Origin of the sequence: Polynucleobacter corsicus (assembly GCF_018688255.1) — a bacterium.
GTDB classification, from domain to species: domain Bacteria; phylum Pseudomonadota; class Gammaproteobacteria; order Burkholderiales; family Burkholderiaceae; genus Polynucleobacter; species Polynucleobacter corsicus.
The window spans coordinates 930,202-942,128 of sequence record NZ_CP061314.1 but is presented as its reverse complement, the minus strand read 5'-3'; the positions used below and the strand labels follow the sequence as shown (position 1 = coordinate 942,128).

The following is an 11,927-nucleotide window of genomic DNA, read 5'->3' as shown; positions in this document are numbered from 1 at the left end:
GCTGGAAAGTACCTAGGGTCTAACCCTGCACTTACCAAATATGAATAACCGGTTATTAATGATAATTTTTTAAGAGGAAATTACAAATGAAGAAGTCACTAGCACTCGTAGCAATGTTGGCAATCGCTTTGGCCGCTTGCGGTAAAAAAGAAGAAGCAAAACCTGTTGAAGCTGCTCCTGCTGCTCCTGCTGCCGCTCCAGCTGCTGACGCTCCTGCTGCTGCTCCAGCTGCACCTGCTGCTGACGCTAAGAAGTAATCTTCTCTTTGAAGAAAAAAGCCGCTGAGAAGCGGCTTTTTTATTAACTCAGTTTTCTTAGCTTCAATACCTATCTAGCCATTTGCTCCGTCAGCAGCGTTAAGAGTTGTAATCCAGCAGCAGTATTTTCCGGCTTACCATCTGCATTCTGAACATACACGCTTGAAGAACTATCGCCAGTCGATTTGACGACCACGAGATATTTCTTAGCCTTTAAGCTTGAGTCGTCTTTGCTACTAAACAGGTTAGTGAAAAATCCTTTGGTATCGCCCAAATCCTTAGGATTCACATAACGAACGTAGTAAATACCATTCGCACGATTGCGATCTTCAACGGTAAAGTTAGAACGATCCAAGGCAAGGCCAGTGTCGCGCCATGCGCGATCAAAGCCTGCTGCTATCTCAATATAAGCAGTATTTACGCCTTGTTGAACTAACTTCGCGTTAGGCGTCTTCGGGCCCAGCGGTGCCGCAACCTGAGCCTTTGCCATTTCTTGGGTCATACCCAAGCGCTCCATCAAGCGAGCCAAGAATGCTGCTTCGAGCTCAGGATCGTTTGGACGTGCAGTCCAAATCGTTGATATACAAGAGCCAGTAGAGTCGGTTGTACATTTCTCGATCGCACCACGCTGAGTAATATAAATTTCTGTTTCATCAGGTTTACTGACTTCAAGACGAGTTTTGTATTTATCGCGCTCACCGGTGTCATAAATTGAATCTAAGGCACCACCAACAATATTTCGAATAAAGTCTTGCGCGATCTTAGCGCGATTCTCCGCCCAATCTGTTTCCATAATGCCGGTAGAGGGTGAGTCAATCACCAATAGGAAACCGTTCTCCTGCCAGAAATCTTTAATTTGCGGATAGAGCTCTGGAGCTGGCTTTTCCACAACCAACCAACGACGCTCACCATCACGAGCGATACGCATGCCGGGAATACCAGTCATGACGTTCTTGCGGGTCTGTACCGATTTTTTTACTGCAGCGTTGTACTCAGACATGGTAGCAGAACCATCTTGAACGATATAACGACGATCGGCTTGAGCGGTTATCAGGTCTGGCGGATAGGACAAATTAGGCCCACGCACAGCACCAGCAGATTTGTAGTCAACCGTGTCATTCGTTGTTACAGATTTACAACCCAGCAAAACAATGCTGACTAAAGAAAGCATTAGTAGGGTTGCACAGTGTTGGCGTAGGAGTTGCAGTGAATTCATCATAGTAAGCCGGCCTGTTTTAATGCAGTCTTCAAAGGTTCACGCAAGGCAACACTCAAAGGGGTTAAAGGTAATCGAATGCCTGAGGTTACTTTACCCATTTGATGCAGGGCCCATTTCACAGGAATCGGATTTGCCTCAGTAAACATGGCTTTATGCACAGCCAGTAATTGATATTGAATTGCGCGTGTTTTAACGACATCATCGGACATTGCAGCCTGACATAGCTCGTACATCAAACGGGGTGCGATATTAGCCGTTACAGAAATATTCCCTTTGCCGCCCATGAGCATCAGCATTGCTGCACTGAGATCATCGCCAGAAAAAACAGAGAAGTCTTGGTGTCCAGCACGCTGGAGATCGGCTAGCAACAAAGTGCCACGCTCAATACTTCCAGTGGCATCTTTGATGCCGATAATGCCTGGAACTCCTGCTAAGCGAACAGTAGTCTCGCCAGCAAGATCAGCAACGGTTCTACCGGGGACGTTATACAGAATTACAGGCAGATCAACCGACTCCGCAATTTTCTTGAAATGGGCATACATGCCATCTTGGGTGGGTTTGTTGTAGTAAGGCACTACCTGCAGGCTGGCATCAGCGCCAACCGACTTGGCAAAGTTGGTTAACTCGATTGCCTCAGTAGTAGAATTACCACCAGTACCAGCGATCACCGGGATACGCCCAGCAATATGATCTACGGTCACTTTAATCAGCTCACAATGCTCCTCTACAGATACCGTGGGAGATTCGCCACTGGTACCAACAATAACAATGCCATCAGAACCTTCGGCAACATGCCAATCGAGCAAGGAACGTAAAGCCGGAAAATCCAGACTTCCATCCTCGAACATCGGCGTCACAATGGCAGGCATACTGCCTGCGATAGGCTTTTTACTGACTTTGGATTGTGTTGTATTGGTCACTGAATGTGTCTGAATTTTCTGTATGTTAACCAACAAATTGTAACGGAATGAGCCCTTTTAAATGCCCTTTTACGGCACAAATCCGCTGAACCATAGCTGGTTTAGGCTGATCGAGGTAAATATCCTCGTAGGCAATCACTTTCAGGCCTGAACGCTGAGCCAAAGCCAGCAATTCCCCTGGATTTAGCAAGAAATTGGGGTTTGAAGGCTTACCGAATACAGCATTTCCCTCAGCAAAGGTCTCGTAGATGAGGACGCCACCCTCAGATAGCATTTTGGGCAATTCCTCTAAAAATGGACGATAAAGATAGTTCGTCACCACAATTCCGGAAAACTGCTGACCCACTAAGGGCCAATCTGAACCCTCTAAATCGAGTTTTTGGGTTTGGACAGCAACACTTTTCAGGGGCTCAATAGCCGAAATATCTTGATCAACTGCCAGAATCCGATGGCCTAAAGAAGCTAGTAAGCTAGTATGCCGACCGGAGCCGCAGGCCAGGTCAAGAACTACCCCATCGGTCGGAATTGCTGCAGTGAAACGCTTCACCCAAGGTGAAGCATTTGCGATTGCATCATGCGCTGCAGTCAAGATTGCCTTAGTCGTACGCCAAGCCCATGGACTCGCGGACCTCGCGCATCGTTTCTTGAGCAACTTTACGCGCTTTATCGGAACCGTCTGCAATGATGGAGCGCAATAAGCTTGGATCATCTAAGTATTTCTGGGCACGCTCAAACATGGGCTGCTGTTCAGCAAGAATGGCATCAATTACAGGCTGCTTGCACTCTAAGCAACCGATACCGGCAGATTGACATTCTTTTTGAACCCAAGTTTTGGTGTCTTCATTCGAATACACCGTATGAAGTTGCCACACAGGACAACGCGCAGGATCACCTGGATCAGTTCTGCGCACCCGAGCAGGATCTGTTGGCATGGTGCGAATAGAACGAATCACTTCTTCAGGTTTTTCGCGAATGCTAATCGTATTACCGTAAGACTTGGACATCTTCTGCCCATCAATACCCGGCATGCGGGAGGCAGTGGTTAGTAAAGCTTGCGGCTCCGGCAGAATAATTTTGCGAGCACCTTCTAAGAAACCAAATAATCTCTCGCGATCAGCCATCGACAGACTTTGCGCTTCTTGTAATAGTGCTTGAGCTTGCTCTAGAGCCTCTTCATCGCCCCGCTCCTGAAAAGCAACACGCAATTCAGCGTACATTTTGGCGCGCTTACTACCCAATTTTTTAACCGCTTCTAAGGCCTTCTCTTCAAAACCAGGCTCGCGACCATAGAGATAATTAAAACGACGCGCTACTTCACGAGTCATCTCCACGTGCGGCACTTGATCTTCGCCCACCGGCACAAACTGAGCGCGGTACATCAAAATATCAGCAGCTTGCAGCAAGGGGTAGCCCAAGAAACCGTAAGTCTGCAAATCTTTCTCTTTGAGTTTTTCGATTTGATCTTTATACGTTGGCACGCGCTCTAACCAACCCAAAGGAGTACCCATCGCTAGCAATAAAAATAGCTCTGCATGCTCAGGCACTTTGCTCTGAATAAATAAAGTCGCTTGGTTTGGATCAACGCCACATGCCAACCAATCAATCACCATATCCCAAACGGATTTCTCGATCACGTCTGGAGTTTCGTAGTGGGTAGTTAAGGCGTGCCAGTCTGCGACAAAAAAGTAGCAGGGATACTCAGATTGCAAGCGAACCCAGTTCTTTAAAACACCATGGTAATGGCCGAGGTGCAAGCTACCAGTTGGTCGCATGCCAGAGAGAACGCGTTCTGCAAACATCTTGATCTTTATTCTTTAAGGGTAATTAAATAGGTTGAGTTTGAAGGCCGCTTAATGAAACAGCGACCATACTGGAGTTAAATGATCCGGCAAATGAGGCAAGGTACCAAGGTCAATATAACTTTCCTCTGGGTCATGAAAATCGGATCCACGAGAAGCTAAAAATCCATAATGCTGAGCAATCTTGCCATAGGTTTGATATTGATTCGGGCTATGGCTGCCGGTGATAACCTCAATGGCCATGCCGCCGATTTCTTTAAAGTGCTTGTAGAGTTCATCCATCTGCATAGCGTTCAGCTTGTAACGACCAGGATGTGCAATCACGGCAGCGCCACCCGCCCCTTTAATCCAGGCGACCGCATCATCTAGTGTTGCCCAGAGATGCGGTACGTAACCCGGCTTGTCTTCAACCAGATATCTTTTAAAGACCTGGTCAGTATCTTTGCAAATACCCTGCTCCACTAAAAAGCGCGCGAAGTGTGTACGAGAAATAAGTTCTTGGTTACCTGCAAAATGCAATGCGCCTTCATAGGCGCCAGGTATCCCAGCTTTTAACAATTGTTCAGCCATCTGCTTTGCGCGATTACCGCGACCTTCGCGAGTGCGGCGCAAGCCTTCTAGAATTCCTGCATGGGCAGCGTCAATTCCTAAGCCAACGATATGGATAGTTTGCCCCATCCAAGTTACTGAAATCTCGACCCCAGGTAGATAGTCCATGCCCAGTGTGCTTGCAGCAATCTGCGCCCTCGCTTGGCCACCAAGCTCATCGTGATCGGTCAATGCCCATAAACGTACGCCGTTAGCATAGGCACGTTCAGCCAACTGCTCAGGCGTGAGCGTTCCATCAGAAACAACGGAATGGCAGTGTAAATCTGCGTTTAGGCTGGAATTGCTAGTCATGACCCTATTTTAGGTCAAGCTGGTATCAATTACCCGGCGAGGTGCATCCAGGTAATCACGAGACTGCATCTCAATTAAACGAGAAACCGTTCTGGAGAACTCACTGGTAATCTGGCCCTCAGTGTATAAATCGACCGCCGGGACCTCTGCAGAGATGATTAGTTTGATTTTATGGTCATAGAGGACATCAATCAGCCAAATAAAGCGGCGGGCTTCATTAGTCATTCTAGGGGGCATATAAGGCACCCCAGACAAGATTACCGTATGAAACTGCTTGGCAATCTCCAAATAGTCGTTTTGTGACCTTGGACCACAGCATAGGGTTTGAAAATCAAACCAAACTACCCCTTCAGCCATATGCAAAGGCCTTAGCTCACGGGACTCAATGCGTAACACCGGACGGACAGTCTCTTTTTGATTACCAATTAAGCCTTGAAACATCTGCATCAAGATCGCATGAGATGCAGCATTCACTGGTGTTAGGTAGGCTTCAACTTGAGCCATCTGCACGCGGCGATAGTCATTGCCAGCATCAACATTCATGACATCGAGCTGTTCTTCTAATAACTTAATAGCCGGCAGCAAGCGATCGCGATGGAGGCCGTTGGGATAAAGCTGACTAGGCTGATAGTTTGAGGTCATCACAAACTGGACGCGATCTTCAAAGAGTGCGCTCAGCAAGCGATACAAAATCATGGCATCGGCAATGTCATTAATATGAAACTCATCAAAACAGATGAGCCGGTATCTATTAGCAATTCTTTTGGCAAGCTCATCCAGAGGATCCGCCATGCCAGAGAGCTCATGAAGCTCACGATGCACTTCTCGCATGAATTCATGAAAATGAATGCGGATCTTTTTCTCTAGAGGAGATGCAGCAAAAAAGATATCCATCAAAAAGGATTTGCCGCGACCGACTCCGCCCCACAAGTAGACGCCACGCGGTAGTTTTGGTTTAAAGAGTTTCTTTTTTAAACCGCTGCTGCGAATTTCTTTGTAAGCAACCCACTCATCTTCACAGCGCTGTAAGCGCTCAATAGCAGCAAGTTGCGCGGGATCGCTTTGATACCCGCGCGCCTTTAACTCTTGATAGTAGTACTCTAATGCTTTCAATTACATGTTTAATGCACGTTTATCCGTCGCTAATGCTGCCTCGCGAACCACTTCCGATAGACTCGGGTGTGGATGACAGATGCGTGCAATATCTTCAGCTGCTGCTTTAAATTCCATTGCTACGGCCGCTTCAGCAATTAAGTCAGAAGCATTTGGTCCAATGATGTGAACGCCTAAGATTTCATCTGTTTTTTCATCTGCTAATACTTTGACGAAACCATCGGCACGATCCATGCCTAAGGCGCGACCGTTAGCTGCAAATGGGAACTGACCTGCTTTGTAAGCAATGCCAGCCTGCTTGAGCTGCTCTTCAGTTCTACCAACCCAGGCAATTTCGGGATCGGTGTAGATCACCCAAGGAATACAGTTGTAATCAATATGTGGTTTTTGACCAGCAATCGTTTCAGCAACAAGGACACCCTCGTCTTCAGCCTTATGAGCCAGCATCGGTCCACGCACCACATCACCCACAGCATAAACGCCAGGCGCCGCTGTTGCACAGGTATGGTCATCAACTGGAATAAATCCACGCTCATCCACTTTCAGACCAATCTTATCCAGACCTAATTTGTCCGTATTGGGAACCCGACCAACAGAAACAATTAAACGATCGCACTCTAATTTCTGAGTCTTGCCTTCACTATCGGTGTAGTTCACTACAACACCTTTTTTATCTGCCTTCACTTCACCAATCTTGATGCCCATATTGATTTTGAGGCCCTGCTTGGTGAAGATCTTATGAGCCTCTTTTGCAATACCTTGATCGCAGGCGCCTAAGAAAGTGGGGAGCGCCTCCAAAATAGTCACATCAGAACCAACGCGACGCCATACTGATCCGAGCTCCAGGCCGATTACACCAGCGCCAATGACGCCAAGTTTCTTCGGAATGGAATCAAACTTGAGACCACCTTCGTTATCGCTAATCAAGATGTTATCGACAGGAATGCCTGGCAAATGACGTGCCTTAGATCCGGTAGCAATAATCACATTTTTAGCGGTCACCACTTCTTTGTCTTTACCATCGATCTTGACTTGATAGCCATCAGCGCCCTTACCTTTAAAAGAAGCATGTCCTTTTAATAAGGTAATTTTATTTTTACGGAATAAAAACTGAATACCAGCAGTCATCTTGGTCACAATCGCATCCTTACGAGCGATCATCTTGCCGGAGTCTAACTTCACCGATCCAACGGTAATGCCGTGGTCAGCTACATGATGACTAATCTTCTCAAATTCTTCAGAAGAAGCAAGCAAGGCTTTAGATGGAATGCAGCCGACGTTCAAGCAAGTTCCGCCAAGGCGTATTTCACCCTTTGGATCGTCAAAAGAATTTGATTCGGCACAGGCAACCTTAAAACCGAGTTGCGCCGCACGAATCGCAGCGATGTAACCACCAGGGCCGCCGCCGATTACTACTACGTCAAATGATTGGCTCATGTTCTTCTCTCTTACAGATCAAGGAGAAGGCGTGAAGGATCTTCCAATGCGTCCTTCATAGCCACTAAGCCAAGTACTGCCTCACGACCATCAATAATGCGGTGGTCATATGACAAAGCTAGGTAGTTAATCGGACGTATCAAAATTTGGCCATTCTCAACCACTGCACGCTCTTTAGTTGCATGAATACCCAAAATCGCAGACTGTGGAGGATTAATAATTGGAGTAGAAAGCATCGAACCAAAAACACCACCATTAGAGATCGAGAATGTACCGCCAGTTAAATCTTCTAACGACAGCTTACCTTCGCGAGCTTTTACACCAAACTCAGCAATCTTCTTCTCGATATCAGCCAAGTTCATTTGATCCACGTCACGCAGAATTGGAACTACCAAGCCACGCGGTGAGCTCACTGCAATGCCGATGTCAAAGTAACCGTGATATACGATGTCATTGCCATCAACAGATGCGTTTAACAATGGGAATTTCTTCAAAGCATGGGTTGCCGCTTTAACAAAGAAAGACATGAAGCCCAACTTCACACCGTGCACTTTTTCAAACTGATCTTTGTACTTGTTACGCATAGCGATTACTGGAGCCATATTGACTTCGTTAAAGGTAGTCAATATGGCATTGTTTGCTTGAGACTCCAGCAAACGCTCAGCAATACGAGCACGCAAGCGGCTCATTGGTACGCGCTCTTCTGGGCGATTGCCCAACGGAACTGTTGCACTTGGCAATGCTGCGGAAGATGAGTCTCCAGCAACAGCATTAAGAGCATCACCTTTAGTCACACGACCATCACGACCAGAGCCTACAACTTGACCAGTCGTCATATTGTTTTCAGCCAAAATTTTTGCTGCAGAAGGTGCGGCAGCAGCGCCAGTTGATTTTGCTGCGGGCGCAGCTTTAGCTGGAGCAGCAGCTGGCGCGGCTACAGGTGCTGGCGCTGGTGCTGCTGCAGGAGCAGCGGCGGCAACAGCGGTGCTATCAATCTTTGCAATCAATTGCTCGGCAATTACCGTGCCACCATCAGCAATCAGGATTTCTGTAATTACACCAGCAGACGGTGAAGGAACTTCTAGTACGACTTTGTCAGTTTCAATTTCAATCAAGATCTCATCTTGACCGACGGCATCGCCAACCTTCTTTTTCCATTGCAATAAAGTTGCTTCTGCTACTGACTCGGAGAGTTGGGGAACTTTAACTTCAAAAATAGCCATGATTAATCCTATTTAGTATTTGTATGTGAGTGAGGTCTACGATTACTTCGTAATGACATAACCCTTTAGTTTTGCAAATGCTGCATTCAGAAGTGACTTCTGTTGTTCTTGATGAAGATGAGCGTAGCCACAAGCTGGTGAAGCAGAAGCTGGACGGCCTGCATAGGCCAACTTCATCCCCTCAGACATGTTCTCCAAAATATTGTGCTGAACAAAGAACCAAGCGCCTTGGTTTTGTGGCTCATCTTGACACCACACTACCTCCTCCAAGTTTGGATATTTCTTTAACTCAACAGTCAACGCTTTGTGCGGGAATGGATAGAGCTGCTCCAAACGAATAATCGCCACATCCTCTAGTTTTTTCTCGGTACGTGCTTTAGCTAAGTCGTAATAGACTTTGCCAGAACACATGATTAATCGAGTGACCTTTTTGCCATCGATGCTCTCATCGCGCTCACCAAGAATGGTATGAAAACCACCCTTTGTAAACTCAGACAATGGTGAAGCCGCTTCTTTATTACGTAACAGTGATTTTGGTGTCATCAAGATCAGCGGCTTGCGGAACTGACGAATCATTTGGCGACGCAAGACGTGGAAGATCTGCGATGCGGTCGTTGGCTGAATCACTTGCATATTAGTGTCAGCACATAACTGCATAAAGCGCTCTAAACGTGCAGATGAGTGCTCTGGACCTTGACCCTCATAGCCGTGAGGCAACATCATGACCAAGCCGTTTGCACGACCCCACTTCACTTCCCCGGAAGCGATAAATTGGTCGATCACCACTTGAGCACCGTTCGCAAAGTCGCCGAACTGAGCCTCCCAAATAGTCAGAGTATTTGGCTCTGCAGCAGCGTAACCATACTCAAAACCAAGCACAGCCTCTTCGGAGAGGATGGAATCAATCACCAAGAAAGGGGCTTGATCTTTGGCGATATGGCGCAAGGGAATGTAGACGCCGGTATCCCATTTTTCACGGTTTTGATTGTGCAAAACGGCATGGCGATGAGTGAAGGTACCGCGACCACTGTCCTCGCCAGATAAGCGAACTGGATAACCGCTCGCCACTAGGGATGCGAAAGCCATATGCTCACCCATACCCCAGTCAACATTAGTTTCACCGCGGCCCATGGCGGCACGATCTTTTAAGACTTTTTCGACCAAGGGGTGAACCTTGAATCCTTCTCTCGCAGTAGATACTCGCTCGGCTAATCGCTTCCACTCAGTCAAAGGAATGGCAGTATCAGCCTCATCGGTCCAACGCTTATTTAGGAATGGAGACCAGTCAACCGCGAACTTACCTTTGAAGTTACTGAGTACGGGGTCTGAAGTCTGCTTACCCGCATCCATGGCCGCGCGATATTCTTTCACCATTAATTCACCGGTACCGGCAGGCAATACACCTTGAGCCTCTAATTTATCCGCATACAACTTTCTTGTACCTGGATGAGCCGCGATGATTTTGTACATTAAAGGTTGAGTCATAGCTGGAGTGTCTTGCTCGTTATGACCCAGCTTTCTGAAGCAAACAATATCAATCGCAACATCTTTGTGAAACTGAGTGCGGAACTCAACGGCTAGCTTAGTAGCTAAAACAACCGCTTCAGGGTCATCGCCGTTCACATGCAATACAGGCGCATCAATCACCTTCATGATGTCCGTGCAATACAAACTAGAACGCAAATCACGAGGATCGGATGTAGTGAAACCAATCTGATTATTAATCACGATATGAATCGTGCCGCCAGTGTAGTAGCCGCGTACCTCTGCCATTGCCAAGGTTTCTTGCATCACGCCTTGACCTGCAATGGCCGCATCGCCGTGCACTAATACTGGCAATACCTGCTCACCCACCATATCACCACGACGCTCCATACGGGCGCGTGCAGAGCCCTCTACTACTGGGTTCACGATTTCTAAATGGGAGGGATTAAATGCAAGCGATAGATGGACGGGTCCCGCTGGAGTAGAAATATCACTCGAGAAACCTTGGTGATACTTTACATCACCCGCAGGCAAAGTTTCTGGGCCCTTATGCTCAAATTCAGCAAAAAGATCTGAAGGCATTTTTCCTAAGACGTTCACCAGCACATTCAATCGGCCACGGTGAGCCATACCAATCACAATCTCTTGAACGCCCTTAGCTCCTGACTCACGAATCAACTCGTCCATACAGGCGATAAAACTCTCACCACCCTCGAGAGAAAAACGCTTTTGACCGACATACTTCGCTTGAAGATAACGCTCCAAACCTTCTGCTGAAGTCACGCGATCCAAAATATGGCGCTTCTCATCGATATTAAATCTTGGAGTCGAACGAATCGACTCTAATTTTTCTTGCCACCATTTCTTGATGGTCTGGTCAGCAATAAACATGTACTCAGCACCCAAGGTACCGCAGTAAGTTTGACGCAATGCTTGCAGTAAATCACGCAAGGTCATTTCGTTACGACCAAAGAAGGTATTGCTGGTATTGAAGACGATATCCATATCGCCATCAGTGAAACCATAAAAAGCAGGATCTAACTCTGGAATATCCTTGCGCTCAATTCGCTTCAAAGGATCAATGTCGGCCCAACGGTTTCCGACGTTACGATATGCGGCAATTAACTGCTGAACGGCAACGCGTTTGCGCCCCATCTCAGAGTCAGCAGAATCAGAAACTGTTCTGATGGGGCCTTGCTTGGCCCGCTCAGCAAAGGAAGCAACAATGGGTCCATGGGCAACGTCAGATCTAGAGGAGCCATCTACCGCTGGGACTTGCTTTACATTATCAAAATAATCCCGCCAATGGTCAGCTACCGAGCCTGGATCATGCAAATAGGATTCGTAGAGTTCCTCTACGTAAGGGGCGTTTCCACCGAAGAGATAGGAGCTATCTCTTTGATCTTGCATCATGATGCTCACCTTTCATCGGGTTTCCCGAATAAAGACTGTGGTTAAAACCATTCGCTCTGCGGCTAAACCACTTTACGAATTGATCTGTGCGAATACTCTTACAACCTAGCTAATTTAACACGACTACCCATTGATTCATAAAGGACTTTCCCTAATTAGGG

At 47.1% G+C, this 11,927-nt stretch carries 10 protein-coding genes; 1 reads left to right on the top strand and 9 read right to left on the bottom strand.

The window, feature by feature from the left end:
* Positions 1 to 86 precede the first annotated feature (86 nt).
* Complete coding sequence (locus tag C2747_RS04920; protein WP_015421028.1) at positions 87 to 257, top strand: hypothetical protein; 171 nt, start codon at positions 87 to 89, stop codon at positions 255 to 257.
* Between the two features lie 70 nt (positions 258 to 327).
* On the opposite strand, the gene bamC is transcribed toward C2747_RS04920, so the two are convergent.
* The 9 genes from bamC to C2747_RS04875 all read right to left on the bottom strand — a co-directional run bounded on the left by bamC (position 328) and on the right by C2747_RS04875 (position 11,766).
* Entirely contained in the window at positions 328 to 1,476 is a 1,149-nt protein-coding gene (gene bamC / locus C2747_RS04915) for an NlpB/DapX family lipoprotein (protein ID WP_215332897.1), read from the bottom strand.
* Entirely contained in the window at positions 1,473 to 2,345 is an 873-nt protein-coding gene (gene dapA / locus C2747_RS04910) for a 4-hydroxy-tetrahydrodipicolinate synthase (RefSeq protein ID WP_215333082.1), read from the bottom strand. Before dapA ends, bamC begins: the two co-directional genes overlap by 4 nt.
* Positions 2,346 to 2,421: 76 nt before the next feature.
* Complete coding sequence (locus tag C2747_RS04905) at positions 2,422 to 2,985, bottom strand: class I SAM-dependent methyltransferase (RefSeq protein ID WP_251374830.1); 564 nt, start codon at positions 2,983 to 2,985, stop codon at positions 2,422 to 2,424.
* A 7-nt stretch (positions 2,986 to 2,992) separates the two neighbouring features.
* The gene (locus C2747_RS04900) at positions 2,993 to 4,195 is read right to left on the bottom strand and encodes a tryptophan--tRNA ligase (protein ID WP_046330106.1); all 1,203 of its coding nucleotides are present in this window, start codon (positions 4,193 to 4,195) and stop codon (positions 2,993 to 2,995) included.
* A 51-nt stretch (positions 4,196 to 4,246) separates the two neighbouring features.
* Positions 4,247 to 5,095 (bottom strand): 3',5'-nucleoside bisphosphate phosphatase, encoded by an 849-nt coding sequence (locus C2747_RS04895; protein WP_215332893.1) that lies wholly within the window; start codon positions 5,093 to 5,095, stop codon positions 4,247 to 4,249.
* A gap of 9 nt (positions 5,096 to 5,104) precedes the next feature.
* Positions 5,105 to 6,208 (bottom strand): cell division protein ZapE, encoded by a 1,104-nt coding sequence (gene zapE / locus C2747_RS04890; RefSeq protein ID WP_215332891.1) that lies wholly within the window; start codon positions 6,206 to 6,208, stop codon positions 5,105 to 5,107.
* Complete coding sequence (gene lpdA / locus C2747_RS04885) at positions 6,209 to 7,645, bottom strand: dihydrolipoyl dehydrogenase (protein ID WP_215332889.1); 1,437 nt, start codon at positions 7,643 to 7,645, stop codon at positions 6,209 to 6,211.
* Between the two features lie 11 nt (positions 7,646 to 7,656).
* Positions 7,657 to 8,868: a 2-oxoglutarate dehydrogenase complex dihydrolipoyllysine-residue succinyltransferase gene (gene odhB / locus C2747_RS04880; RefSeq protein ID WP_215332887.1), complete on the bottom strand. Its 1,212-nt coding sequence runs from the start codon at positions 8,866 to 8,868 to the stop codon at positions 7,657 to 7,659.
* 42 nt (positions 8,869 to 8,910) lie between these two features.
* Positions 8,911 to 11,766, bottom strand: coding sequence for a 2-oxoglutarate dehydrogenase E1 component (locus tag C2747_RS04875; protein WP_215332885.1), 2,856 nt, complete (start codon positions 11,764 to 11,766; stop codon positions 8,911 to 8,913).
* Between the last annotated feature and the right edge of the window lie 161 nt (positions 11,767 to 11,927).

Bases quoted from the DNA above. Each gene is read 5' to 3' on its own strand.
- C2747_RS04920 (WP_015421028.1), top strand. From the start codon at position 87: ATGAAGAAGTCACTAGCACTCGTAGCAATGTTGGCAATCGCTTTGGCC.
- bamC (WP_215332897.1), bottom strand. From the start codon at position 1,476: ATGATGAATTCACTGCAACTCCTACGCCAACACTGTGCAACCCTACTA.
- dapA (WP_215333082.1), bottom strand. From the start codon at position 2,345: ATGCCTGCCATTGTGACGCCGATGTTCGAGGATGGAAGTCTGGATTTT.
- C2747_RS04900 (WP_046330106.1), bottom strand. From the start codon at position 4,195: ATGTTTGCAGAACGCGTTCTCTCTGGCATGCGACCAACTGGTAGCTTG.
- C2747_RS04895 (WP_215332893.1), bottom strand. From the start codon at position 5,095: ATGACTAGCAATTCCAGCCTAAACGCAGATTTACACTGCCATTCCGTT.
- lpdA (WP_215332889.1), bottom strand. From the start codon at position 7,645: ATGAGCCAATCATTTGACGTAGTAGTAATCGGCGGCGGCCCTGGTGGT.
- odhB (WP_215332887.1), bottom strand. From the start codon at position 8,868: ATGGCTATTTTTGAAGTTAAAGTTCCCCAACTCTCCGAGTCAGTAGCA.
- C2747_RS04875 (WP_215332885.1), bottom strand. From the start codon at position 11,766: ATGATGCAAGATCAAAGAGATAGCTCCTATCTCTTCGGTGGAAACGCC.